This is a genomic window from Streptomyces aidingensis (assembly GCF_900112355.1).
Classification (GTDB): Bacteria; Actinomycetota; Actinomycetes; order Streptomycetales; family Streptomycetaceae; genus Streptomyces; species Streptomyces aidingensis.
Genome location: NZ_FOLM01000001.1, coordinates 430,338 through 456,377 on the forward strand (window position 1 = coordinate 430,338; position 26,040 = coordinate 456,377).

Annotated in this window: 18 protein-coding genes and 1 pseudogene; 15 read left to right on the forward strand and 4 right to left on the reverse strand. The window is 74.0% G+C overall.

Features of this window, described 5'->3' with window-relative positions:
- Positions 1-223: 223 nt before the first annotated feature.
- The 5 genes from BM242_RS01960 (at position 224) to BM242_RS01980 (ending at position 7,043) form a co-directional block, all read left to right on the forward strand.
- Positions 224-1,111, forward strand: a complete 888-nt coding sequence (locus BM242_RS01960) for a prepilin peptidase (RefSeq protein WP_245833743.1) — start codon at positions 224-226, stop codon at positions 1,109-1,111.
- A gap of 276 nt (positions 1,112-1,387) precedes the next feature.
- Positions 1,388-2,155 carry an isoprenyl transferase gene (locus BM242_RS01965; protein WP_093836821.1) on the forward strand — a complete coding sequence of 256 codons (768 nt, stop codon included), beginning with the start codon at positions 1,388-1,390 and terminating at the stop codon, positions 2,153-2,155.
- Between the two features lie 320 nt (positions 2,156-2,475).
- Positions 2,476-3,807, forward strand: a complete 1,332-nt coding sequence (gene phoH2, locus BM242_RS01970) for an RNA 5'-3' helicase PhoH2 (protein WP_093836822.1) — start codon at positions 2,476-2,478, stop codon at positions 3,805-3,807.
- A 572-nt stretch (positions 3,808-4,379) separates the two neighbouring features.
- Entirely contained in the window at positions 4,380-5,096 is a 717-nt protein-coding gene (locus BM242_RS01975; protein WP_245833744.1) for an aggregation-promoting factor C-terminal-like domain-containing protein, read from the forward strand.
- A gap of 330 nt (positions 5,097-5,426) precedes the next feature.
- Entirely contained in the window at positions 5,427-7,043 is a 1,617-nt protein-coding gene (locus tag BM242_RS01980; RefSeq protein ID WP_093836824.1) for an AI-2E family transporter, read from the forward strand.
- Positions 7,044-7,099: 56 nt separating this feature from the next.
- Here the strand turns inward: BM242_RS01980 and BM242_RS01985 are convergent, their stop codons facing one another.
- A complete protein-coding gene (locus tag BM242_RS01985; RefSeq protein WP_093836825.1) occupies positions 7,100-8,920 on the reverse strand; it encodes an alpha/beta hydrolase in 1,821 nt (606 codons plus the stop codon).
- Positions 8,921-9,152: 232 nt separating this feature from the next.
- Between BM242_RS01985 and BM242_RS01990 the strand changes: the two genes are divergently transcribed.
- Genes BM242_RS01990 through BM242_RS02000 form a run of 3 tightly spaced genes read left to right on the forward strand, consistent with a single transcriptional unit; the run spans position 9,153 to position 12,876 of the window.
- Entirely contained in the window at positions 9,153-9,686 is a 534-nt protein-coding gene (locus tag BM242_RS01990) for a PadR family transcriptional regulator (protein WP_093836826.1), read from the forward strand.
- Complete coding sequence (locus BM242_RS01995; protein WP_093836827.1) at positions 9,683-10,474, forward strand: ABC transporter ATP-binding protein; 792 nt, start codon at positions 9,683-9,685, stop codon at positions 10,472-10,474. The genes BM242_RS01990 and BM242_RS01995 overlap by 4 nt, the downstream gene beginning before the upstream one ends.
- A complete protein-coding gene (locus BM242_RS02000; RefSeq protein WP_093836828.1) occupies positions 10,471-12,876 on the forward strand; it encodes an FtsX-like permease family protein in 2,406 nt (801 codons plus the stop codon). Before BM242_RS01995 ends, BM242_RS02000 begins: the two co-directional genes overlap by 4 nt.
- 86 nt (positions 12,877-12,962) lie before the next feature.
- On the opposite strand, the gene BM242_RS02005 is transcribed toward BM242_RS02000, so the two are convergent.
- Complete coding sequence (locus BM242_RS02005) at positions 12,963-14,789, reverse strand: hypothetical protein (RefSeq protein ID WP_093836829.1); 1,827 nt, start codon at positions 14,787-14,789, stop codon at positions 12,963-12,965.
- A gap of 182 nt (positions 14,790-14,971) precedes the next feature.
- On the opposite strand from BM242_RS02005, the gene BM242_RS02010 reads away from it, so the two are divergent.
- The 5 genes from BM242_RS02010 (at position 14,972) to BM242_RS02030 (ending at position 22,683) form a co-directional block, all read left to right on the forward strand.
- Complete coding sequence (locus tag BM242_RS02010) at positions 14,972-16,381, forward strand: serine/threonine-protein kinase (protein ID WP_175541208.1); 1,410 nt, start codon at positions 14,972-14,974, stop codon at positions 16,379-16,381.
- A gap of 139 nt (positions 16,382-16,520) precedes the next feature.
- On the forward strand, positions 16,521-18,179 hold the full coding sequence (locus BM242_RS02015) for a fumarate hydratase (RefSeq protein WP_093836831.1): 1,659 nt from the start codon (positions 16,521-16,523) through the stop codon (positions 18,177-18,179).
- 72 nt (positions 18,180-18,251) lie between these two features.
- Positions 18,252-19,715: a class II fumarate hydratase gene (locus tag BM242_RS02020; protein ID WP_093836832.1), complete on the forward strand. Its 1,464-nt coding sequence runs from the start codon at positions 18,252-18,254 to the stop codon at positions 19,713-19,715.
- 131 nt (positions 19,716-19,846) lie between these two features.
- A complete protein-coding gene (gene fomD, locus BM242_RS02025; RefSeq protein ID WP_093836833.1) occupies positions 19,847-20,629 on the forward strand; it encodes a cytidylyl-2-hydroxypropylphosphonate hydrolase in 783 nt (260 codons plus the stop codon).
- A gap of 146 nt (positions 20,630-20,775) precedes the next feature.
- Positions 20,776-22,683 carry an ATP-binding SpoIIE family protein phosphatase gene (locus BM242_RS02030; protein ID WP_342746933.1) on the forward strand — a complete coding sequence of 636 codons (1,908 nt, stop codon included), beginning with the start codon at positions 20,776-20,778 and terminating at the stop codon, positions 22,681-22,683.
- Between the two features lie 117 nt (positions 22,684-22,800).
- Here the strand turns inward: BM242_RS02030 and ahpD are convergent.
- A pseudogene (gene ahpD / locus BM242_RS02035) lies at positions 22,801-23,331 on the reverse strand (alkylhydroperoxidase, AhpD family); the annotation flags it as partial.
- A 179-nt stretch (positions 23,332-23,510) separates the two neighbouring features.
- On the opposite strand from ahpD, the gene BM242_RS02040 reads away from it, so the two are divergent.
- Complete coding sequence (locus tag BM242_RS02040) at positions 23,511-24,203, forward strand: DUF1707 SHOCT-like domain-containing protein (RefSeq protein ID WP_245833745.1); 693 nt, start codon at positions 23,511-23,513, stop codon at positions 24,201-24,203.
- Positions 24,204-24,469: 266 nt separating this feature from the next.
- Positions 24,470-24,826, forward strand: a complete 357-nt coding sequence (locus BM242_RS02045) for a WhiB family transcriptional regulator (protein WP_175541209.1) — start codon at positions 24,470-24,472, stop codon at positions 24,824-24,826.
- A gap of 66 nt (positions 24,827-24,892) precedes the next feature.
- On the opposite strand, the gene glpX is transcribed toward BM242_RS02045, so the two are convergent.
- The gene (glpX, locus tag BM242_RS02050; protein ID WP_093836836.1) at positions 24,893-25,927 is read right to left on the reverse strand and encodes a class II fructose-bisphosphatase; all 1,035 of its coding nucleotides are present in this window, start codon (positions 25,925-25,927) and stop codon (positions 24,893-24,895) included.
- Positions 25,928-26,040 lie beyond the last annotated feature (113 nt).

Genomic DNA, 26,040 nt, shown 5'->3' on the forward strand with positions numbered 1-26,040 from the left:
GTATCGTTCAACTGTCTCGGACCGCCGGCCTCGTCCATCCCCCCGGTGACGGCCGGCCGGGCGGGCCCGTGAGCCATCCCCCCCCGCTCCGGGCCGCCCCACGCGACGGGCCGGTCCGCCTTCCCCACTCGGTCGGGCCGGCCCGCGCCCAGCTTCCGCCTCCCGTACCGCCGGTGCTTCCGGCCGGTCCGGCGGTGTCGGTGGCGGCGGCTACGCTCGGTGCGTGCCTGTGCTGCTGCTGATCGTGCTTGCCGCCGGATACGGGCTGGCCGCCGGATTGCTGCTGGCGCGGCCGGTGTACCGGTTCTCGGTGCCGGCCGGCGAGCCCTGGCGCGACCGCTGCCCGGCCGGCCACCCGCTGCCGGCCGGCCCGCGGGGCTGGCTGGGCCCTGGCCGCTGCGGGTGCTGCGCGGCCGGGCGGGGCGCGGTACCCGCGGCCGTCGAGCCCGCCGAGCCCGTCGAGCCCACCGTGTCCGAAGCCTCCGCCGCGTCCGCCGCGTCCGCCGCGTCCGCCGTGTCCGGCGGGCCGGCCGAGCCGGCCCCGCCCGCCGAGGCCGGCGGCCGGCGGCCCGGGCCCCGGGGCTGGGTGCTCGCCCTGCTGACCGGTGCCTGCTGCGCCGCCGTGGCCGCGGCGGCCGGCCCGCGCCCCGAGCTGGCCGTCTGGCTGCTGCTGATACCCGGCCTGGTCGCGGTCACCGCGGTGGACGCCGCCGTGCTGCGGCTGCCGGATCCACTCACCCTGCCGCTGGCCGTCCTGGCCGCGGCCGGCCTGGGCGTGGCCGCGCTGCTGCCCGGCGCGGCCGGAAGCTGGCCGCGCGCCCTGCTGGGCGGCGCGGTGCTCGGTACCGTCTTCTTCGTGCTCGCCCTGATCTCCCCGCGCGGCATGGGGCTGGGCGATGTCAAGCTTTCCCCCACCCTCGGTCTCGCCCTTGCCTGGTACGGCTGGCCGGTGCTGGTCGGCGGGGTCTTCGCCGCCTTCCTGCTCGCCTCCGGCTATGCCTTCTTCCTGGTCGTCGCGCGCGGCGCCCGGCGCGGCACGGCGTTTTCCATGGGCCCCTTCCTGGCCCTGGGGACCCTGGCCGGAGTGCTCGCCGGAGGACTCGGCGGATAATTCTCACGCCAGGTGCACGCACCACCGCCGGGGATGCGTTACTGTGGAAACCCCCCCCCTCGGGCCGGTCCGTCACCCCCCCCACGGACCGGCCCGCTTCTGTTCCCCCCTTCTTCCCGCCGGTCTCTCCCGGTCCGCTCCCGGCTCCGGGTCGCGGGAGGATCACCCAGGTCACAGCCCTGTCACAGCCTCGCCCCGGGGAGGCCGGAAGGGCCCGGGAGCGGCCCCGGTCCAGGTGTACGCTGACCGCGGGGTACCGATGGAGGGGCGACACCGATGAAGACCAAGCTGCGCCAGCTCATGGTCAGGCTGTACGCGCGGCGGGTGGAGGGGCGGCTCGACCCCGACCGCGTGCCGCACCACATCGGTGTGATCCTGGACGGCAACCGCCGCTGGGCCAGAGCCGCCGGTTCCAGCACCCGGGAGGGACACCGGGCCGGGGCGGCCAAGATCGAGGAACTGCTCTCCTGGTGCGAGGAGACGGGTGTCCGGGTGGTCACCCTCTGGATGCTCTCCACCGACAACCTGCTCCGCCCGCAGGAGGAGCTCGGCCCGCTGCTCACCATCGTCGAGGACGCGGTCCGCGATCTGGCCGAGGACGGCCGGTGGCGGGTGCACCATGTGGGCGCCCTGGAGGCCCTGCCCGAGCGCACCCAGCGGGTGCTCAAGGACGCCGAGCGGCTGGCCGGGGAGCGCGACGGCATACTCGTCAACGTCGCCGTGGGCTACGGCGGCCGGCAGGAGATCGTGGACGCGGTGCGCTCGCTGCTGGCCAAGCGGGCCGCGGACGGTGCCACCCTGACGGAGGTGGCCCGCGGCCTGACCACCGAGGACATCGGCGAGCACCTCTACACCCGCGGCCAGCCCGACCCGGATCTGGTGATCCGCACCAGCGGCGAGCAGCGGCTGTCCGGATTCATGCTCTGGCAGTCGGCGCACTCCGAGTACTACTTCTGCGACGTCTACTGGCCGGCCTTCCGCAAGGTGGACTTCCTGCGGGCGCTGCGCGAGTTCTCCGCCCGCCACCGCCGCTACGGTCAGTGAGCCGGCCGGCCGCCGCCGCACAAGGGGGCCGCGCCGGGCGTGTCCCAGCCGCCCGTCCTTCACCCCTGCGCCTCCTGCGTACACCGGACCGTTGACCGGACGTCAGGTATGAGCCGCCCCGGTCCAGGGCATATTCCGGGCGGGCCGGTGTACTTCCCGGCCCGCCGGGAGGCCCGCTTGCGCACCACGAGAACGCAGAGGGCCGGTACGCGGCCCGCGCGGCGCGGGCCCGTTCCGGCCAGACCCCCGGGCGCCGCCGCTGCCCGCCGGGCAGCCGGGCGCCTGCCCTCCCCGACCTCGTCCAAGGGGGTTCTCTCTCCGTGGTGACCAGCAAGAAGCGCGCCGACCGGCGCACCTATGTCCTCGACACCAGTGTCCTGCTCGCCGACCCGGCGTCCATCACCCGTTTCGACGAGCACGAGGTGGTGATTCCGGTGGTCGTCATCTCCGAACTGGAGGCCAAGCGGCACCATCCGGAGCTGGGTTACTTCGCACGGCAGGTACTGCGGCGGCTCGACGACTACCGGGTGCGGTTCGGACGGCTCGACTCTCCCCTGCCCATCGGCGACCTCGGCGGCACCCTCAGGGTGGAGCTCAACCACTCCGATCCGACCGTGCTGCCGCCGACCATGCTGAACGACCGGGGGAGGCTGGCCGACAACGATTCCCGCATCCTGGCGGTGGCGCGCAACCTCCAGGCCGAGGGCTACGACGTCACCGTGGTCTCCAAGGACCTGCCGCTGCGCATCAAGGCCTCCTCGGTGGGGCTGGCGGCCGAGGAGTACCGCGCCGAGCTGGCGGTCACCGACTCCGGCTGGACCGGGATGACCGAGATCACCCTGGGCGCGGACGCGGTGGACGAGCTGTTCGCCACCGAGCATGTGCAGGACCCGGTCACCGAGGGGCTGCCGGTCCACACCGGCCTGGTCATCGTCTCCGAACGCGGCCATGCCCTGGGCCGGGTGCTGCCGGACGGCCGGATCAAGCTGGTGCGGGGCGAGCGGGAGGCGTTCGGCATCCATGGCCGCAGCGCCGAACAGCGGGTGGCCCTGGACCTGCTGCTCGACCCCGAGGTCGGGATCGTCTCCATGGGCGGCCGGGCGGGCACCGGCAAGTCGGCGCTGGCGCTGTGCGCCGGCCTGGAGTCGGTGCTGGAGCGCCGGCAGCACAGCAAGGTGATGGTGTTCCGGCCGCTGTACGCGGTGGGCGGCCAGGATCTGGGCTATCTGCCGGGCACCGAGGCCGAGAAGATGAACCCCTGGGCCCAGGCGGTGTTCGACACGCTGTCCGCGGTGACCTCGCGCGAGGTGATCGACGAGGTGGTGGCCCGCGGCATGCTGGAGGTGCTGCCGCTCACCCATATCCGCGGCCGGTCGCTGCACGACGCCTTTGTCATTGTGGACGAGGCCCAGTCGCTGGAGCGCAATGTGCTGCTGACCGTGCTGTCCCGGATCGGGCAGGGATCCCGGGTGGTGCTCACCCATGATGTGGCGCAGCGGGACAATCTCCGGGTCGGCCGGCATGACGGGGTGGTGGCGGTGGTGGAGAAGCTCAAGGGGCATCCGCTGTTCGCCCATGTGACGCTGACGCGTTCGGAGCGTTCGCCGATTGCCGCGCTGGTGACCGAAATGCTGGAGGAAGGGCGCATCTAGCCCGGGTCGGCAGCTCTGTCCGGATACCCGGGGCCGAGCGGCTTTCCGCCGGTTTCCGCTTGTATCACCCTGTCCGGGGGGACATTCGCGGAATGCGGCATCGCGGCGGCCATGACCCGTTGTGCCGGGTCGTGGCCGCCGTGCGGGGGCACCTTATAGGACGGCCCGCCGGGTTCCGCGTTTTTCCTCGGAACGATGAGGCCAAACACCTTGTGACCTATCCCACATCGCAGTGGATTGCTTCGAGTATCACGGTTCGGGCAAGGTGTGCTGCTGTCAGGTCCCGCATACGGCACCGCCGCCCGCCCAACGGACGGCCCGCGCACCGGACTCCTGGCGGTCGCGACGACCGCCCGGTCCCGGCGGCGCACAACTGAAGAAGCTTTGCGCCGTATGCCGCCCGAAGCACCATGCTTCTCCCGCGTCCGTCACGCGGGCGGAGCACCGGGCCGGAGCCTCCGGTGGCCAGGCCGCTCCCGCGATGCGGGGGTGGGCCGGTGGAGGCCAGTGTCAGGGGCATGTCCACGTCCGCGCGGCCACCCCGGAAGCGGACACAGGCGGAAGGGAACCGAGTGACCGGGATGTCTGTCCGAGGATTCGCAGTGGCGTCCGCAACCGCGGTGACGACCGTGGGCGCGGCGGTCGGCGTCGCCTCGGGGGATGAGCGCGGCGGCGAGGACATCGAGGTCGCCGTCGCGGACCCGTCGCTGCTCGTGGAGATATCGGCCTCCGGGGACACCGGGGCGCACGCGGCCTCGCTGACCCGGCAGGCCGAGACACAGGCCACCGCCGCCGAGGCCGCGGTGCGCAAGGCCGCCGAGGAGGCCGCCCGGAAGCAGGCCGCCGAGGATGCGCTGGCCAAGCGCGAGCAGGCGGAGCAGGAGGCCCGGGAGGCCGCGGAACGCGCCGAGGAGGAGCGCCTGGCGCGCGAGGCCGAGGAGGCCGCCAGCCGGGCCGCAGCCGCGGAACGCACGGACTTCGCCGTCCAGTCCTCCTACACCAAGGCCGAGATCCAGGCCATGGCGCTGGAGATCGTGGGCCAGAACCAGTTCCAGTGCTTCTCCAACATCGTGGACCACGAGAGCGGCTGGGATCACACCGCCACCAACCCCTACTCGGGTGCCTACGGCCTGATGCAGGCGCTGCCGGGCTCCAAGATGGCCTCGGCCGGCGCCGACTGGCAGACCAACCCCGCCACCCAGCTCAAGTGGGGCCTGAACTACATGAACGACCGTTACGGCAGCCCCTGCGGCGCCTGGGAGTTCTGGCAGGCCAACAACTGGTACTGAGCCGGCATCGAGCCGAGCGGGGCCGGGCCCCGGGGAGACGGTGCGCGCGGCCCGTTGCGGTGCCGCGCCCGTCTTCCCGGGGCCCGGCCGCCGTTGACCGCCGTCCCGGTCCGCCGGCCCCCGTGCCCTTCCGGGTGCGGCTGTCCCCCTCTGTCCTGTCTCACAGGTTTTCCGGCCATATCTTCCGGCCATGTCCCCGGCCGTATCTCCCGGCCGTTTTCCGTCCGGCGGGCGGGACGGGCGTGGTTCGGGCGCTGTTCTCCCGTACGGAACGGCGGCAGGGTAACGTCGGGTCGCCGGGACCCGGGGGAAGAGCAGGGGGAAGAACTCATGTCACGACTGGACCGCTTGCGCTCCGGTGTCCGGCAGATCCGGGCCAGGTTCTCCGACTACCGGGCGGCGGCCGAGCGCCAGGCGGAACGCAGACAGCAGCAGGCGGAGCAGCGGGTGGCCGCCGCCGCCGGGCTGAGCGGCATGCCGGAGCCCGACGGGGTGCCGGCGGAGGATCTGCCGCCGGGCGCCCGGCTGGCCCAGGCCGTCGCGCCCGCCGCCCAGGCGCCGCCCGCCGCGGGTGAACGGCTCGTCGGGGCGCCGGACTCCGTCGCGGCGGACCGCCCGCCGGCCCGGGAACGCCCGGCCTGCGGCCGGGACGACCCCGCGGCGGCGCCGGCCGGTACGGTCGCGGCGCAGCGCTCCGCCGGGCCGCCGGTTTCCGCCGAGGGAGCCCCGCCGCAGACCGCCGCGGACGGCGGTGATGCCGGTGCCCCGGTGCGGCCGGTCCCGGTCCGCATGCCCGAGCGCCCGCGTCCGGCCGACGCCGTGCCCTGGGGGCTGCGGGTGGCGGCCGAGGCCGGCTGGCGGCTGCTGATCCTGGCCGCCGTGATCTGGGTGCTGATCCAGGTGGTCGGGGCGATCAGCCTGCTGGTCATCTCCTTTGCGGCCGGCCTGCTGATCACCGCGCTGCTCCAGCCGCTGACCGGCCGGCTGAAGCGGCTGGGACTGAGCCGGGGCGCGGCCACCGCGGTCACCACCGTCACCGGCTTCGGCGTGATGGGCCTGATCGGCTGGTTCGTGGTCTGGCAGATCATGGAGAACGTCGACCGGCTGGTGGAGCAGGTCACCGAGGGCATCAACAATCTCCGCGACTGGCTGCTGGACAGCTCCTTCGGGGTCTCCGAGGAGGATCTGAACGAGCTGGCGGACAACCTCAACCAGTGGATCAGCGACCACAGCGCGGAGCTGACCTCGGCCGGGCTGGAGGGCGTCAACTACCTGACGCGCTTCCTGACCGGCGCCGGTCTGGTGCTGTTCGTGGTGCTGTTCCTGCTCTATGACGGCCGCTCGATCTGGTACTGGTTCCTCAAGCTGGTGCCCGCCGCGGCGCGGCCGGCGCTGGCCGGGGCCGGTCCGCGGGCCTGGATCACGCTCACCGGCTATGTGCGCGGCACGGTCCTGGTGGCCCTGATCGACGCGGTCGGCATCGGCCTGGGCCTGTGGGCGCTGAGCGTGCCGATGGCGGTGCCGCTGGCGGTCATCGTGTTCGTGGCCTCGTTCGTGCCGATCGTCGGTGCCATCGCCTCGGGTGCGCTGGCCGTGGTGGTGGCCTTTGTGACGCAGGGGCCGGTGACGGCACTGCTGGCGGTCGGCGTGGTGCTGCTGGTGCAGCAGATCGAGGGAAATGTGCTCCAGCCGTTCATCCTGGGCCGGATGGTCCGGGTGCATCCGCTGGCGGTGGTCCTGGCGGTGACCGGCGGCACGCTGCTGGCGGGCATCCCCGGCGCGGTGGTGGCGGTGCCGCTGGTGGCCGTGCTCAACACCGTGGTGACCTATCTGCGGGCCTATCACGAGCAGGTGGTGCTGCGGGCCGGTGCGCAGCGCAGCGGCGCCACCATCGCCGCGCTGGCGCCCACCCCGCCGCCGTCCGCCGGCCGGGACCGCGACGGCTGAGCAACGACCGGGGCCGGCCGAATGCCGGCTCCGGCCACCGGCACCGGCCACCGCTGTTACTCCGGCTTGCCCGCCCAGCCGGATCTGGGCGGGTGGCGCAGCTCCAGCAGCAGCCGCAGCCGTTCGGTGTCCTCGGCGCTCCAGTCCGCGGGCCGGGTGATGGCCTCCCAGGCGTTCACCGGGTTGGAGCCGTAGCGGTGGCCGTGCGGCGCCGGGGCGCCGTAGGAGACGGCCATGTCCACCGTGGTCTGCCAGAAGGTGACGAACGGGAACCAGTCGATGGCCTCGGTGACGTCCGGGCCCAGCGGCTGCCCGAGCCATTCCGGCCGCTGGAAGAGCAGATCCGGCTCCCACCACACCACCGGGTCGGAGGCGTTCTGCAGGTAGACCACGCGCGGCTCCTCCCAGGGCCGGTCGAAGGCCCACAGATCGCGCTCCGGGAACTGGGTGAACCGCACATGCCGGCCGTCGTTGTACTCGGGCCGCCACACGGGGCTGCCGGGGTCGCGGTGCGAGGTGATCTCGGAGTGGATGGGGCTGAAGTAGGGCGCGCCGATCAGCAGCGCGCCCTCGGTGCGGGCCAGCAGGTCGTCCAGGCCGTCGAAGGCCGCCTCCATGGCGGCCACGCCCATGGACTCGCCGAACACCACCAGCTTCGGCCGGCTCCCGGCCGGCTCCTGTGACCAGCGCCGGTACACCGCGTCCACCAGCTCCCGGGTGGCGGTGCCCGCCTCGTCCCGGTCGACCAGGAACGACGCCCAGCTCGGCAGGTAGGAGTACTGCATGGCGACCACCGCCGTGTCGCCGTGGTGCATGTACTCCAGGGCCTCCACGGTGGTGGGGTTGACCCAGCCGGTGCCGGTGGTGGCGCCGATGGCCAGTACCTCGCGGTCGAAGGCGCCGGTGCGCTCCAGTTCCCGCACCGCCAGCGCGGCGCCGCCGGCGTAGTCGTCGTAGGCGGCGCGTCCCACATAGGCCCGGACCGGTGAGGCGGCCTCGGTGCCGGTGAAGGCGGAGATCTCCGCGGCGGAGATGACCGTGCCGGTGAAGGTGCGGCCCTTGTTGCCCAGGTCTTCCCACCGGATGAGCGAGTCGGGGCTGCCGGAGACCAGGGGCGAGTAGGGGCGCAGCACCCCGGGGTCGGTGGAGCGGTCCTTGGCGGCTGCCCAGTGTTCGGCCGCGGTGAGGATGCCGCGCTCGAAGACCACGTCCCGGGTGCCGTAGACCACCACCATGCTGGTGATCATCAGCGACAGGGCGACCGCCACCGGCCAGGGCACGAAGCGGTTGAGCTGCACGGTGACCAGCCGGGTGAACAGCCGCACGGTGCGGGCGGCCAGTACCAGCCCGGCGCACACGGCCAGCGAGATCAGCGCGATCATCGCCGAGTGCCAGGTCAGGGTGGGCTCCAGATCCTGCAGGCGGCGCAGTTCGCGCTGCATGTCGGCGCTGCGCGAGAGCAGGAAGATCACGGTCGGCGGGGCGGTGACATAGAAGGCCAGCCAGCAGCCCGCGCGTACCCGGGGGCCGGGCCGCCAGGGCGCGGCCAGCCGGTAGAGCCAGCTCAGCAGCGCGCCCAGGCCATAGCCGATGGCGGCGGTGATGCCGCCGATGGCGCCCTGGAAGTACCACGGACGGGGGACCAGGGAGGGGGTCAGCGAGAGCCAGAAGAAGAAGACCGCCGCCAGGCAGGCGGTCAGATCCGGCCAGCGCCGCAGCACCCAGGTGGAGTCGGGGCGCTCCCAGTAGGGCTTGCGGACGAAGGCGGCGGTCCGGCCCCGGGTGAAGTCCACGGCCTGGGTGAACGGCCCGCGCGGCGGCTCCTCTCCGGTGTCCGGCCGGGACGCGGGGGAGGCGCCCCCGGCGGTGTCCAGCATCAGTGTTTCTCCGCCCGTCTTCGGTCCGGTCTCATGATCCGCGCGTGCCTCACGCTAGGGGATATGACGCGGCCGTGCGGCCGGGTAGTTGTTTCCCCGGCCGGCGCCGTGCCGCACGGCGGCACGCCGGGGATTTCCCGGCCCGCGCCGCCGGCCGGCGGGACGGCCGCCGGGCGCCTGCCCGGCGGCCAGCTATACACCTCGTGTATACGTGTGGTGTATAGTCCCGGCCATGTCCATCAGCCACGCCCTGCTCGGGCTGCTCGAAGCCGGCCCGCGCCACGGCTACGACCTCAAACGGTCCTATGACGAGCGCTTCGGCCATGACAAGCCGCTGCACTACGGCCAGGTGTACGCCACCATGTCCCGGCTGCTGAAGAACGGCCTGGTCGAAGTGGACGGCGTCGAGTCGGGGGAGGGCCCGGAGCGCAAGCGGTACGCCATCACCGAGGCCGGCGTCACCGATGTCGCCCAATGGCTGCGCACCCCGGAGAAGCCCGAGCCCTACCTCCAGTCCGTCCTCTACACCAAGGTGGTGCTCGCCCTGCTCAGCGGCCGGGACGCGGCGGCCCTGCTGGACACCCAGCGCGCCGAGCATCTCCGGCTGATGCGCGAGCTGACCCGCCGCAAGTCCGGCGGCGATCTGGCGGACCAGCTCGTCTGCGACCATGCGCTGTTCCACCTGGAGGCGGATCTGCGCTGGCTGGAGCTGACCGCGGCCCGGCTGGACCGGCTGGCCGCCCGGCTCGGGGAGCGTGCCGCATGACCGCCCGCGCCGCACGCACCGCCCGCACCGCAGGTACCGATGCCGCCCACGCCCCCGATGTCCCCGGGGAGGCCGTGCCCGGCCGGGCGCCCGGGCTGCTCACCGCCACCGCCCTGCACAAGTCCTACGGCGCCACCCCCGCCCTGGCCGGTGCCGACTTCTCGGTCGCGGCCGGTGAGATCGTCGCCGTGATGGGCCCGTCCGGCTCCGGCAAGTCCACTCTGCTGCACTGCCTGGCCGGCATCGTGCCGCCGGACGGCGGCTCGGTGCGCTACGCCGGCCGGGAACTGTCCGCCCTGCCGGACACCGAGCGCAGCGCCCTGCGCCGCTCCGATTTCGGCTTCGTCTTCCAGTTCGGCCAGCTGGTGCCGGAGCTGACCTGTCTGGAGAACGCCGCGCTGCCGCTGCGGCTGACCGGCACCCGCCGCCGGGAGGCCGAGCGCCGGGCCGCGGAATGGCTGGAGCGGCTGGAGGTCGCGGATGTCCGGCACCACCGGCCCGGCCAGGTGTCCGGCGGCCAGGGCCAGCGGGTCGCGGTGGCCCGTGCGCTGGTCGGCGGCCCCCGGGTGATCTTCGCCGACGAGCCCACCGGCGCCCTGGACTCGCTCAACGGCGAGCGGGTGATGGAACTGCTCACCGCCGCCGCCCGGGAGACCGGCGCCGCGGTGGTGCTGGTCACCCATGAGTCACGGGTCGCGGCCTACTCCGACCGGGAGATCGTGGTCCGCGACGGCATCGCCCGCGACCCCCTCGGCCCGGTTCCCGCGGCCGGCGGGGGAACGGCATGACCGCCACCGCGGCCGGCCCGGCCGCGGCCACCGCCTCCGCCGCGTCCGCCGGTCCGCGCCGGTGGGCAGCCGACCTCGCCCTGGGCGCCCGGTTCGCGGTCACCGGCGGCCGGGAGGGCTGGCTGCGCACCGTGCTCACCGCCGTGGGCGTGGGCCTGGGCGTGGCCGTGCTGCTGCTCGCCGCCTCCATCCCGAACCTGCTCACCGCCCGGGACGCCCGCCTGGACGCCCGCACCGGCGGCTTCGGCGCCGGCGTCGAACCGGGTTCGCAGACTCTGCTGCTCCACCAGCAGACCGGGGACTTCCTGGGCCGGCCGCTCACCGGTCTGACCCTGCGGCCGGACGGCGACCGCCCGCCCATGCCGCCGGGCATCGAGGAATTCCCGGCACCCGGCGAGATGGCCCTCTCCCCGGCGCTGCGGAAGCTGCTGGAGTCGCCGGACGGCGAACTGCTGGCGCCCCGGCTGCCGTACCGGGCGGGCGGCGAGATCGGCGACGCCGGTCTGCTGCACCCCGGTGAACTCGTCTACTACGCGCACGATCCGGAGCTTCGCTCCGCCGGCTCCACCTGGCGGGTCGCCGAGTTCGGCCACGATGCGCCGCGCACCCCCTTCGACGCCGTCCTGCTGCTGCTGATCGTGGTCGCCTGTGTGGTGCTGCTGCTGCCGGTGGGCGCCTTTGTGGCGACCGCGGTACGGCTCGGCGGGGAGCGCCGGGATCTGCGGCTGGCGGCCCTGCGGCTGGTCGGCGCGGACATCCGGATGACGCACCGGATCGCGGCCGGGGAGGCGCTGGCCGGCGCGCTGCTCGGGCTGCTGCTGGGCGCGGTGTTCTTCCGGCTCGGCCGGGACCGGCTGGCCGGGGTGGAGATCTTCGGCTACTCCGCCTTCCCCCAGGACGTCCGCCCGTCCGCCGCCATCGCGGTGCTGATCGTGGCGCTGGTGCCGGTGTCCGCGGTGGCGGTCACCCTCCAGGCGATGCGCCGGATCGCGGTGGAGCCGCTGGGCGTGGTGCGCGGCGGCGTCACCGCGCGGCGCCGGCTGTGGTGGCGGCTGCTGCTGCCGGCCGCCGGACTGGCGCTGCTGGCACCGCTGTTCAACAGCGTCGCCGCCGAGCAGACCGAGATCGACGAGTGGCGGGTGGCGGCCGGCATCGTGCTGCTGCTGGTGGGCGTCACCGCGGTGCTGCCGTGGCTGGTGGAGGCGGCCGTGCGGCGGCTGCGCGGCGGGCCGGTGCCCTGGCAGCTCGCCGTCCGCCGGCTCCAGCTGGACAGCGGGCCCGCCGCCCGCGCGGTCAGCGGGGTCACCGTGGCCGTGGCCGGGGCCATCGCCGCGCAGATGTTCCTGCTCGGCGTCGGCGGCGACTACACCTCGGACACCGGGGTCCCGGAGGGGGAGCGGCGCATCCGGTTCGAGGCCTATCCGGCCGAACCCGCGGACGCCCCGGCCACCGCGGCGCGGATCGCCGCGGTGGCCGGAGTGGTGCAGTCCGAGGTCGTGGTCCGCGACGGGGCCCGGGCGGCGGACGGCCCGGCCGGGGAAGGCGGGTTCGAGGTGCTGATCGCCGACTGCGCCGTGCTGGGCGACCTGATGTCCGTGCCCCGTGCCGTGCCCTGCGCGGACGGCGATGTCTTCCTCCAGGAGCCCGCCCCCGGGACCGTGCCGGAGGACCGGCCGTCCGGACCGCTCCGGCCCGGCCTGGACATCGAGCTGGCGGGCGACGGGCACACCTCGCCGGAGGCCGCGGCGGAACTGCCGGCCGTGCGCTGGCGGATCCCGGCCGATGCCCGGGTGCTGCCGGCCGCGCAGGGCGACGAGCTGTGGCGCCCCACGGTGTTCGCCACCCCGGCCGCCCTGGACCGCACCATGCTGTACGACCCGCTCTACGAGGTCACCGTCCGGGCGGACGGCTCGGGGCCGGACGTCATGCAGCGGCTGCGCAACGCCGCGGCCGGCTTCGGCCCGGTGCACAACGCCTGGGAGCAGGGCCCGGAGCAGGTCAGCAACCGCTTCGACTCGATCCGCCGCGCGCTCTGTGCGGGCGCGGTGGCGGTGCTGATGCTGATCGGCGGCTCCATGGTGGTGGGCACCGTGGAGCAGTTGCGGGAACGGCGCCGGCTGCTGTCGGTGCTGGTGGCCTTCGGCACCCGGCGCCGCACCCTGGCGCTCTCGGTGCTCTGGCAGACCGCGCTGCCGGTGGTGCTGGGGCTGGCGCTGGCCGCGGCGGGCGGGATCGGCCTGGGCTGGGTGCTGCTCGGCATGGTCTCCGCGCCGGTCGCGGTGGACTGGCAGGGGGTCGGGGCCTTCACCGCCCTGGGCGGCGGGGTCATTCTGGGCGCCACCGCGCTGGCGATGCCCCCGCTGTGGCGCATGATGCGTCCGGCCGGCCTCCGTACCGAGTAGTGACCGGGGCGGCCCGGGAGACGCGCCGGGCCGCCCGGTTCCCGCCGTGCGCCCGGGGCCCGCGGCGCGGGCCGGGAGATGGCCGGTCAGCGGCGGCCCGGGAGGGTGGCGGGGACGAGCAGCAGCCGGCTGCCGGCCCGGGCCAGGTCGTCGCTGATCTCCCGGGCCTCGGGGACCGACGCCACCCGGTCGTTGGCCTCCAGCAGCCGCTCGTACTCGCTGAGCACCGCGCGCAGCCGGTCCGCGCCGCTGCCGCTGCCCAGCGCCGCGGGCACCTGCCGTTCCGCCAGCCGGGCGGCCAGCCGTTCCAGCTGCCGCTGGTTGGCCGCGGCCAGTTCCCGGGCCCGGGCCAGTTCGGCGGCCCGCTGCTGCGGCGGCATCGCGGCCAGCCGACGGCGGGCCGCCTCGGCGGTCTTCGCCCGCCGGGTCAGCAGCCCGCCGCGGTGCCGCACCGTCAGCCGCACCGCCGCCAGCAGCGCGATCACCACGACGGCCGCCAGAGCGGCCACCGCCGGCAGCCCGGCGGGCAGCCCCGGGGAGCCGGTGTCCGCGTCGTTCTCCGCGGCCCCGCCGCCGCCGCTCCCGCTGCCGCCCCCGCCGTCCGCGCCGTCCGCGCCGTCGTCCGCACTCTCCTGCGGCACCTCGGGCCGGTCCAGGCCGAGCTGCTGGATCAGGCTGTCCAGGGTGGCCGAGACATAGGAGTCCCCGGCCGCCCGGGAGAGCTGGGTGGCGGTGCGGAACTCCTCGTCGCCGACCGCGGAGACCCAGTCCACCCGGCGGTACTCGGGGTCGATCAGATACACCACCAGATTCCCGGAGCCGCCGCCGTCCCCGGCGATCCCGGCCGCCACCGCCGAGGAGTCGATCAGCGCGTCCAGCCCGAGATGCGCCTCGGCCACGTCGGACGGCAGGAAGGCCACCTCGACCGGCGGGTCGGCGCCGGCCAGGGAGGCGGCATAGGCGTCGAGCTGTGCCTCGGTGGTGGCGCCGTCCGAGGCGGTGGGGTGGACGAACAGCGGGCTTCCCGCCAGCCCGTCCCGGGCGACATCGGTGATCGGCGGCCCCAGCGCCAGCGCCAGCCGGGCCAGCCCGCCGGGCAGTTCGGCCGGGGTGACCTCGGCGATGCCGCTGCCGGCCACCACGGCCTCCAGCGAATCGATCGTGGGCAGGCCGGAGCCGGTGCCGATGGCCACCGAGAAGTCGTCGTCGTACCACTGGATCAGGGCCATCGCGCCGCCCTCGCCGAGGTTCTCCGACATGGCCGCGGCCACCGCGTCCTGGTCTCCGCCGAAGCCGGAGACCAGGGCGATGCGGACCTGGGGGAGACCGGCGAAGGTGGTCTCCAGCAGTTCGGTGCTCAGCTCGGGGAAGACCTCGGTGACCGCCGGATCGACCAGGAACCGTCCCTCCCCGAATTCCGTGGGGATCTGCGCGCTCAGGTCCTGGTCCATGGCGTCGGCCACGCCCAGCAGGAAGCTCCCGTCACCGATGCCGATGTGGGCGAACTCCTCGTCGGACAACTGGTCGTCGGTGAAGCCGATCCCGGTGGCGTAGTAGCCGTCGGCGCTGTTCGGGTAGTCCTCGGTGGGGTTCGGCCACTCGGCGTGCACGATGTACAGACCGGGCTCGCCCACCTTCTGCGCCAGCTCCCTGGCCAGGCCGGAGGTGTCGTAGCCGGGGACCTCCGTGTCGGTCAGCAGGGCCACCCGGACCGGCGTCCCGGCCCGGGCGTAGCGGGCCCGCATCAGCTCCACCGTCTCCTCGGTCAGGCCCTCGAAGCCCTCACCCCTCCAGACCCCCGGTCCGGCCAGGGCGGCGGCGGCCTCGTCGAGCTGGGAGGCGGCCTGCGCGGCCGGCGCCGCGTGCAGTCCCAGTCCCGCCGGCCCCAGCAGGAGCACCGCACCCAGCAGCACGGTGATCCGTCTCCGCCCCCGGACCTGTCTCCCCATTGATCCCTCCGGCCGTCCCCGCCAGTGCGTCGGACGAGTGTCCCGCACACATGTCTCACCCCGCTGATGACTGTGCGATCCTATGCCCGCGCGGTGACGTTTCCGCGCGGAGCGGACGACATCGAGGGGCTGACGGGGGAGCGACGATGGCGGCGGGCGAGGTCCTCCAGGGCCGTTACCGGCTGGTGCGCAAGCTCGGCGAGGGCGGCATGGGCCAGGTCTGGCAGGCCCATGACGAGCGGCTGGGCCGCGATGTGGCGATCAAGACCGCCACCGAGGGCGACGACAGCGAACTGGTGCGCCGCCTGGAGCGGGAGGCCACCGCCATCGCCCGGCTCGCCCACCCGCACATCGTCACCGTCCACGACATCCTGCACGGCGAGTTCGGCGGCGGCCCGGCGGTGCTGCTGGTGATGGAGCTGGTGCCCGGCCGCTCGCTCGCCGAGGTACTGCGGGCCGGCCTGCCGGAGATGCCGCAGGCCCTGGAGTGGGCCGCGCAGGTGGCGGACGCGCTGGCCGCCGCGCACGCCCCCGGCGTGGACATCGTCCACCGCGATCTCAAGCCCGGCAACATCATGATCACCGCGCAGAACACGGTGAAGCTGCTGGACTTCGGCATCGCCCGGTTCGCCGAGGCGGTCGGCGCCCGGCAGCGCAGCGAACTCACCGCCACCGGCATGGTGATCGGCACCCCCGACTACATGGCGCCGGAGCAGTGCATGGCCGGCGGCGTGGACGCCCGCACCGACCTCTACGCGCTGGGCTGTGTACTGTTCGCGCTGCTCACCGGGCGGACCGTGTTCCCGCCCGGCTCGACCATGATGCAGCTTCTCTACCAGCAGGTGCACGAGATGCCGCAGCCGCCCAGCAGCCTGGACCCCCGGATTCCGGAGGCGGTGGACGAACTGGTGCTGCGGCTGCTGGCCAAGCGGCCGGAGAAGCGCCCGCAGGACGCCGCCACCGTCCGGGACATGCTGCGCGCCCTGGTGGCCGACGAGGGCGCCGCCGCCCCCGCCGCCCCCGCCGCCCCCGCCGCGCCGTCCTCGCCGTACGCCGGTCCGGCCACGGCCGGCGGCACCGGGGGCCACCGCCGCACCCTCGACCCGCTCGCCCCCTCGGCCCCGCCCGGCCCCGCCACCACCGGCGGCGTCTTCGGCGGCGTGACCGCCTCCCCGCCCACGTCCTACCGTCTGCCGCCGCCGCCCTCCGTCCAGGACGCCGTCCCCCCGGCCGCGCCCCTGGCGCCCGGCACGCCGGTCTCCGCGCTGGACCACTCCGAGGCGCTGCGCGCCCGGCACCGTCAGGCGCAGACCGTCCAGGAGACCGGTGACCAGGCGGGCGCCGCCCGGCTGTGGACCGAACTCATCCCCGAACTCGCCGCCTTCTACGGCCCCGGCGGCTGGCCCACCGAAACCGCCTGCGTGCTCTTCGGCCGGCTCACGCACGCCGCCGGCGAACGCGCCGCCGTCTCCGGCCACCTCCGTTCCCGCTACGGCAACGCCCGCACCCGCCGGGCCCGGCGCGCCCTGGACGGCCGCCCCATCCCGCTGCCCTGAGCCCGCGCCCGCCGGGGAGAGCCGGGTCACAGCCCGGCACCGGCGGTGGCGGCATACCCTGGTCGCTGCGCCGACCCGGACGCCGCGCCGCCCGGCCGGCGCCCGCACGGATTCCGGGACGAGCCGAGGAAGGGCCGCCATGCCTGAGTTCGCCTACACCGATCTGCTGCCCCTGGGCGCGGACACCACCCCCTACCGCCTCGTCACCACCGAGGGGGTGGCGACCTTCGAGGCCGGCGGCCGTACCTTCCTGACCGTGGAGCCCGAGGCGCTGCGGCTGCTGGCCGCCGAGGCCATGCACGACATCGCGCACTGTCTGCGCCCGGGGCACCTGGCCCAGCTGCGCCGCATCCTGGACGACCCGGAGGCCTCGCCCAACGACAAGTTCGTCGCCCTGGACCTGCTGAAGAACGCCAATATCGCCGCCGCCGGGGTGCTGCCGATGTGCCAGGACACCGGCACCGCCATCATCATGGGCAAGCGCGGCCAGCAGGTCCTCACCCGCGGCCGGGACGCCGAGGCGCTCTCCCACGGCGTCCACGACGCCTACACCAGGCTCAATCTGCGCTACTCCCAGATGGCCCCGCTGACCATGTGGGAGGAGAAGAACACCGGCTCCAACCTGCCCGCCCAGATCGAGCTGTACGCCGAGGACGGCGACGCCTACCGCTTCCTCTTCATGGCCAAGGGCGGCGGCTCGGCCAACAAGTCCTTCCTCTACCAGGAGACCAAGGCGGTGCTCAACGAGGCGTCCATGATGCGCTTCCTGGAGCAGAAGATCCGCTCCCTGGGCACCGCCGCCTGCCCGCCCTACCACCTGGCGGTCGTGGTCGGCGGCACCTCCGCCGAATACGCGCTGAAGACCGCCAAGTACGCCTCCGCGCACTACCTGGACGGGCTGCCCACCGAGGGCTCGCCCACCGGCCACGGCTTCCGCGACCCGGAGCTGGAGCAGCAGGTCTTCGAGCTGACCCAGCGGATCGGCATCGGCGCCCAGTTCGGCGGCAAGTACTTCTGCCACGATGTGCGGGTGGTCCGGCTGCCCCGGCACGGCGCCTCCTGCCCGGTGGCCATCGCCGTCTCCTGCTCCGCCGACCGCCAGGCCAAGGCGAAGATCACCGCCGAGGGCGTCTTCCTGGAGCGGCTGGAGACCGACCCGGCCCGTTTCCTGCCCGACACCACCGAGGAGCAGCTCGACGAGGGCGTGGTGCGGATCGACCTCAACCGCCCCATGCACCAGATCCGCGCCGAACTGACCAAGTACCCGGTGAAGACCCGGCTGTCGCTCACCGGCCCGCTGGTGGTGGCCCGGGACATCGCGCACGCCAAGATCAAGGAGCGGCTGGACGCCGGCGAGGAGATGCCGCAGTACCTGCGCGACCACGCGGTCTACTACGCCGGCCCGGCCAAGACCCCCGAGGGCTACGCCTCCGGCTCCTTCGGGCCGACCACGGCCGGCCGGATGGACTCCTACGTGGGGCAGTTCCAGGCGGCCGGCGGCTCCCTGGTGATGCTGGCCAAGGGCAACCGCTCGCAGCAGGTCACCGACGCCTGCCGGGAGCACGGCGGCTTCTACCTGGGCTCCATCGGCGGCCCGGCCGCCCGGCTGGCCCAGGACTGCATCAAGAAGGTGGAGGTGCTGGAGTACGCCGAGCTGGGCATGGAGGCGGTCTGGCGGATCGAGGTCGAGGACTTCCCGGCGTTCATCGTGGTGGACGACAAGGGCAACGACTTCTTCGCCGACCCCGCCCCGGAGAAGCCGTTCGTCACCTCCATCCCGGTCCGCTCCGGCTCCTGACGTCGCCCGGGCCCGCCGCGGCGCGCGCGTCCGCCGGGACGCACGCCGCGGCGGCGGCGTACATTCGGCTCCATGACGGGTACTCACGCCAGGCAGCAGGAACCGGACCGGGAGCGGGACACGGACCAGGGGGGTTTCCGTGTCGAGCACGACTCGATGGGGGAGGTCCGGGTGCCCGCGCACGCCAAGTGGCGGGCCCAGACCCAGCGCGCGGTGGCCAACTTCCCGCTCTCCGGCCAGCGGCTGGAGCGTGCCCATATCGCCGCCCTGGCCCGGATCAAGGGCGCGGCGGCCCGGGTCAACGCCGAGCTGGGGGTGCTGGACCCGGAGACCGCGGAGGCGATCGCCGGGGCGGCGGAGGAGGTGGCGCGCGGCGACTGGGACGACCACTTCCCGGTGGACATCTTCCAGACCGGCTCCGGCACCTCCTCCAACATGAACATGAACGAGGTGCTGGCCACCCTGGCCGCCGAGCGGCTGGGCCGCGAGGTGCACCCCAACGACCAGGTCAACGCCAGCCAGTCGTCCAACGACGTGTTCCCGTCCTCCATCCATGTGGCCGCCACCGCCGCGGTCACCGGCGAGCTGATCCCGGCGCTGGAGCGGCTGGCCGACGCCCTGGCGGACAAGGGCCAGGAGTTCGCGGGCGTGGTGAAGTCCGGCCGCACCCATCTGATGGACGCCACCCCGGTCACCCTGGGCCAGGAGTTCTCCGGCTACGCCGCGCAGATCCGCTACGGCAGCGAGCGGCTGCGCTCGGTGCTGCCCCGGCTGGCCGAGCTGCCGCTGGGCGGCACCGCCGTCGGCACCGGCATCAACACCCCGCCCGGCTTCGCCGCCGCGGTGATCGCCGAGGTGGCCCGGGTCACCGGGCTGCCGCTCACCGAGGCCCGCCACCACTTCGAGGCGCAGGGCGCCCGGGACGCCCTGGTGGAGACCTCCGGCCAGCTGCGCACCGTCGCCGTGTCGCTCACCAAGATCTGCAACGACCTGCGCTGGATGGGCTCCGGACCGCGCACCGGGCTGGCCGAGATCACCCTGCCCGACCTCCAGCCCGGCTCCTCGATCATGCCCGGCAAGGTGAACCCGGTGGTGCCGGAGGCGGTGCTGATGGTGGCCGCCCAGGTGATGGGCAATGACACGGTGATGACCATGGCGGGCGCCTCCGGCAACTTCGAGCTGAATGTGATGCTGCCGGTGATGGCCCGCAATCTGCTGGAGTCCGTCCGGCTGCTGGGCAATGCCGCCCGGCTGCTGGCGGACCGCACGGTGACCGGTATCACCGCCGACGCCGGGCGCTGCCGGGAGTACGCCGAGTCCTCGCCCTCCGTGGTCACCCCGCTCAACCGTTACCTCGGCTACGAGGAGGCCGCCAGGGTCGCCAAGCGTGCCCTGGCCGAGCGGATCACCATCCGGCAGGCGGTGCTGGACGGCGGCTATGTGGAGCGCGGCCTGCTCACCGAGGAGCAGCTCGACCGGGCGCTGGACGTGCTGGCCATGACCCATCCCGCCCCCGAGGAGCGGCTGGGGATGTGACCGGGCACCGGACACCCGGCGGGGCGGGTGACGCGGATCACCCCGCCGCCCCCCCCGGCCGGTGTCCCCGGTGGGTGTGGTTTTCCACGCAGCTCAAGGGCGGCTGTAAGGAGTACGCCTATTCTGCGATTATGACGACCGAACCAGCGGGCGGCCCGGCCGCCGGACAGTGGCGGCCGGGCGACCACATCCTCTGGCGCTACCGGGCCAACGGCGCGGGGCGCGTGCCGGCCGCGCGCACCGGCGAGGATGGCGCCGGGTTCCACATCTGCCGCCCGGTGACGGTCGTCCGCGACACCCCGGAGCTGCTCGCCGTGTGGGTCGCCCCGGGCACGGTCTGTGTCAAGCCGCAGCTCGCCGACGGCACCCCCGTGCACGAGGAGCCGCTGGCCACCCGCTACACCAAGCCGCGCACCCTGGTGCGCTGCCGCTGGCTGGGCTGCGGCGTGCTCAAGCTGGCCCGCCCCGGCCAGCCCTGGTCGGTGTGGCTTTTCTGGGAACGGGACTGGCGCTTCAAGAACTGGTACGTCAATCTGGAAGAGCCCTTGAGCCGCTGGTCGGGAGGGGTTGACTCGGAAGATCATTTTCTCGACATCGCGGTCTACCCCGACCGTTCCTGGGAGTGGCGGGACGAGGACGAATTCGCCCAGGCCCAGCGGGCCGGGCTGCTCGACGCCGGTCAGGCCGCCGGCATCCGCGCCGCCGCACAGGACGCCACCGGTCTGATCGCCGAGTGGGGGCAGCCCTTCTCGGACGGCTGGGAGCGCTGGCGGCCCGACCCCGGCTGGCGTCCGCCCGCCCTGCCCGCCGACTGGTACCGCCCCGCCCCGGCCGCCCCGGCGCGGGGCCGGACCGCCCGTTCCCGTGCGGTGCAAAACACCGCAGAACTGCCGGACCGTCATTACGCCTCTTGAAACAGACCCCGGAACCGCCCGTAGGATCAGCCCTCACGGCTAACGATGACTCAGACCACACCCCGAACCGGACGACCACACGGCGCAGCACCGCAATGTCCCTGCCGCAGACGCCAGTTCCCACCTGGACGGATGGACACCATCTCGTGACGGACCCGACCCCCTCGCAGCCCGCGGCTCGTATGGCGGACGCCACCGCACATGCCGACGCGTCGGCGATACCGCATGCCAGGACGGAGGCTGCCGCCGGGACCCATCACGCCGTCCGTCCCGGCCAGCCGAACGGTGACGAGCGTGCGGCGGTCCGCGAGCGGGCCGGCGGCAGCGGGGCGGACCTGGGCATGGGCCACAGCGAGCGGCTCCGCTTCCTGGGCGCGGCCACCCGCCGGATCGCCCGCGGTCTGGACCTGGACGAGACCATCCTCGGGCTGTGCCGGGCCACCGTGCCCGCCTTCTGCGACGCCATCCTGGTCTATCTGCGCCATCCGCTGCCGGTGGGCGACGAGCAGCCGCAGAACCCCTATGTGCTGCGGCTGCGCCGCACCGACCGGCTGCCGGACGCCATCGCCGCCCAGCAGGGCGGCGGCGCCGGCCCGATACTGCACCTGGTCACCGACGCGGTGCCGCGGGTGGAGATCAGCCACACCGGCGCCCTGGCCGAGGTGCTGCGCGCGGTGCGCCCGGTGTTCGCCGACACCGCGCTGGCCCGTGCCGCGCTGCGCGAGCTGGTCGGCAAGACCGGCCCGCTGCCGGAGGGCACCCGGGCGATCGTGGCCCCGCTGCGCGGGCGCCGCCGGGTCACCGGGGCCGCCGTCTTTCTGCGCCGCCCGGACCGGGTGGCCTTCGAGCAGGACGATCTCCAGGTCGCGCAGCAGCTGTCCACCCACTCCGCGCTGGGCGTGGACAAGGCGCTGCTGTACGACCGCGAGGCGACCATCGCCGACGATCTCCAGCGCACCATGCTGCCGGACGATCTGCCGCAGCCCACCGGGGTGCGGCTGGCCAGCCGCTATCTGCCGTCCGCCGAGTCGGCCCGGGTGGGCGGCGACTGGTACGACGCCATCCCGCTGCCCGGCTCCCGGGTGGCGCTGGTGGTGGGCGATGTGATGGGCCACTCCACCACCTCGGCCGCCATCATGGGCCAGCTGCGCACCACGGTGCAGACCCTGGCCGGTCTCGACCTGCCGCCCCAGGAGGTGCTGCACCACCTGGACGAGCAGGCCCAGCGCCTCGGCGAGAACCGCATGGCCACCTGCCTGTACGCGGTGTACGACCCGGTGGCGCACAAGATCACCGCGGCCAATGCCGGGCATCCGCCGCCGGTGCTGCTGCACACCGACGGCACCACCGAGCTGGTCGACCTCCAGCCCAACGCCCCCATCGGGGTGGGCGGGGTGGACTTCCAGACCGCCGAGTTCGACGCCCCGACCGGTGCCACCCTGGTGCTCTACACCGACGGCCTGGTGGAGTCGCGCACCCGGGACATCGGCCTGGGCCTGGATCTGCTGCGCGCCAAGCTGACCGAGATCGCCCGGCTGACCCGGCCGGGCGCCGCGCCGCCGCTCCAGGAGCTGTGCGAGGAGCTGCTGGACGTGGCCGGGCCGGGCGACCGGGACGACGACATCGCCCTGCTGGCCGCCCGCTTCGAGGGCGTGGCCTCGGACAACGTGGTGTTCCGGCGGCTCCAGGCGGAGCCGGAGTCGGTGCGCGCGGCGCGCCGGCTGGTCCGGGAGAGCCTGCACCACTGGGAGCTGGCGGATCTGCTGGACCCGGTGGAGCTTCTTGTCAGCGAAGTCGTCACGAATGCCGTCCGGTATGCCGAACGGCCGGTGACGCTGCGCCTGCTGCGCTCCGATGTGCTGCGCTGCGAGGTGGGCGACGATGTGCCGCAGCTTCCCCGGCTGCGGCAGGCCGGGCCCGACGAGGAGGGCGGCCGGGGGCTGTATCTGGTGCAGAAGCTGGCCCGGCGCTGGGGCGCCACCCGGCTGGGCACCGGCAAGCTGGTCTGGTTCGAGATGAGCGTCCCCGCCCCGTCCGACGCGCGCCGCCGCTGAGCCCTCCCGTGCCGGGCCTCTGGCCGTGCCGCCGGGGCGGACGGGCGGTCAGTCCCCGTTCCCCGGCCGTCCGCCGTCCGGCCGCGGGCCGGCCCCCGTCCCGGTCCCGGGGTCCGTCTCGGCGAGTATCCGCTCGGCGTCCAGGGTGACGGCCGTCGCATGGATCACCGCGGCGATCCGGACCGCCTCATGGACGGTCTGCCGCTCCACGCCCAGACCGCGCAGCACCCGTTCGTGCGAGTCCAGGCAGGCGGAGCAGCCGTTCACCGCCGACACCGCCAGCGACCACAGCTCCACATCGGTGCGCGGCAGGGCGGGATCGCCCAGCACATTCATCCGCAGCCCGGCCCGCAGCCGCCGGTACTCCGGATCGGAGAGCTGGTGCCGGGTGCGGTGGAAGACATTGCTGATCGCCATGGTGGCGGCCACCCCGCGGGCGGCGGTGTACGCCGGTTCCGGCAGCGCGGCCCGCGCCTCGGGCGCCAGCTCGCGCAGCACCTGCGCCGAGCGGGTGGCGATGGCGCAGACCAGCACCGTGCCCCAGCGCTGCTGCGGGGGCAGCGGCGAGCCGCCGATGACCGTGCCGAGATTGAGCCGGAGATCCCGGGCGTACCCCGGCAACGCCGCCCGCAGCGCGTCGAGTCCCATGTCCGGCTCCTTCCCGGTGCCCCGCGGCGCTCCCGTGCGGTCGCGGTTACGGTCTTCACAGTTTCCGGCAATGCGCCCCACCGTCTCATGGCATCGCGGGTGCCGGGCCCACCCGTCTCTCCCCGGCCTCTCGACGGGACCCCCTAGTTGCGATGTATCGCGTTCGGTAGGCTGGTGTCGTGAACGCTGAAAACCCGCCCGGCGCGCGGCTGGAGAAGCAGAGCAGCAGGGGTCCGGCTGCGCTGCGCGCCTCGGACACGGACCGGGACCGGGTGGCGGACATCCTCCGGGAGGCGCTGGCCCAGGGCAGGCTGGACACCGAGGAGCACGCCGAGCGCATCGACGCGGTCTACCGCGCCAAGACGGTCGGGGAGCTGTCCGAGCTGATCGGTGATCTTCCCGAGGGGCAGCAGCGCCCGGGCGGCGGCTACTCCCGGCCGGGCCCGGCCGCGGCTCCGGTGCCGCACCGGCCCGGTCCTCCGGTGGCGCGGTCCGCCCGGCCGGCCAGGGTGCTGGCGCTGCTGGGCGGCGCGGTGCGGCGCGGGCGCTGGCGGGTCGGGGCCCAGATCAACTCGGTGGCGGTCTGCGGCGGCGTGGAGCTCGATCTCACCGAGGCGATCTTCGAGTCCCCGGTGGTCACCATCAGTGTGGTGACGCTGTGCGGCGGGGTGGACATCAAGCTGCCGGAGAATGTCACCGTGCGCAACGCGGGCAACGGCATCCTGGGCGGTTTCGAGGTCCGGGAGAACGAGGCCCCCGATCCGGGCGCCCCGGTGGTGGTGGTGCAGGGCGTGGCGCTGCTCGGCGGGGTGTCCGCCCGCCCGGTGCGCGGCAAGTCGGTCCGTGATCTGGGCGGTGACGCCGCCGGCTGACGGCGGGCTCCGCACGCACCGCCCGGGTTTCACCGTCCCGGGCGGTTTTCCGTGCGCCGCATCCATGACCCTGCGTGATTTCAGGTCGCTCCGGGTAGTGGCCTCTCCGGGTTCTGTTGCTCCATGCATAAGAGTGCGCACAGCGGGTAGGGCACGAGGGACCGTCACCCGTATGGCCGTACGTGATCCTTGGGGGGTCCCGGCCTCGGGCTCAGGGCGGCTGAACGCCCGGAAGCGACCCCCGTAGCCGTCGTCAGGAGTGGACCGTGCTGCAACAGCCGCAGGAGCCTCAGTGGACCCCAGTCGTCCAAGTCCAGCGCCCGTCGCGAGATCTGGCGGGTCCGTGGCACTCCGCAGCCGCTTGCCGACGTGACGAGGCCGGACTCTTCTTCGCGCCCTCACAGGAGCCGACCGCGGCCCGGCTGGCCAGGGAGCAGGCCGCCAAATCGGTCTGCGCCCGCTGCCCGGTGCTGCTGGAGTGCCGGGAGCACGCCCTGGTCCAGCCGGAGCCGTACGGCGTGTGGGGCGGGCTGACGGCGGCCGAGCGCCGGGTGGTGCTCTCCCGCCGGCGCCGCCGGGACGCGGCCGAGGCCGCGTCCCCGCAGGCCCGCCGCATCGCCTGACGCCGGCCTCCGCGGACTCCCGGCATCCGGCCGCACCGGAAGCCGGGAGCCGGCGGGCGGCGCGGCTCAGCTCGGCCGGGAGAAGTCCACGGCGCTGTACGCGCGCAGCTTGGTCAGCCGGTGCACCGACTCGATCTGCCGGATGGTGCCGGACTTGGAACGCATCACCAGGGACTGGGTGGTGGCCGTCTCCGGGCGGTAGCGCACCCCGCGCAGCAGTTCGCCGTCGGTGATCCCGGTGGCCACGAAGAACACATTGTCGCCCTGGACCAGGTCCTCGGTGTACAGCACCCGGTCCAGGTCGTGCCCGGCCTGGGCGGCCCGGTCGCGTTCCTCGTCGTCGCGCGGCCAGAGCTTGCCCTGGATCGTGCCGCCCAGGCACTTCATGGCGCAGGCGGCGATGATCCCCTCCGGCGTGCCGCCGATGCCCAGCAGCAGGTCCACGCCGGTGCTCTCGCGGGCCGCCATGATGGCGCCGGCCACGTCGCCGTCCTGGATGAACTTGATCCGGGCCCCGGACTCCCGGACCTCCCGTACCAGTTCGGCGTGGCGCGGCCGGTCCAGGATGCAGACCGTGACGTCCTCCGGGGTGCCGCCCTTGGCCTTGGCCACCCGCCGCACATTGACCGCGGGCGGGGCGTCGATGTCCACGAACTCGGCCGCCTCCGGACCGGTGGCGATCTTGTCCATGTAGAAGACCGCGCTGGGGTCGAACATGGCGCCGCGGTCGGCCACCGCCAGCACCGACACCGCGTTGCCCATGCCCTTGGCGGTCAGGGTGGTGCCGTCCACGGGATCGACGGCCACATCGCATTCGGCGCCGGTGCCGTCGCCGACCCGTTCGCCGTTGAACAGCATCGGGGCCTCGTCCTTCTCCCCTTCGCCGATCACCACCACGCCGTTCATGGAGACGGTGGAGATCAGGGTGCGCATGGCGCGTACGGCGGCACCGTCGGCGCCGTTCTTGTCGCCCCGGCCGACCCAGCGGCCGGAGGCCATCGCCCCGGCCTCGGTGACGCGGACCAGTTCCAGGGCCAGGTTGCGGTCGGGAGCCTCGGGGCTGACCTCCAGTTGCGGAGGGAGCTGATGATGCTCGGACATGGCACGCACCTTTCTCACGGCCGGCCCTCCGGCATCGGCCGCGGACACTGAGGGTGCTTCCGACTCTAGCCGCCCTTCCACAAGTGAGCAGGAGGACCCACGGATGAGCGAAC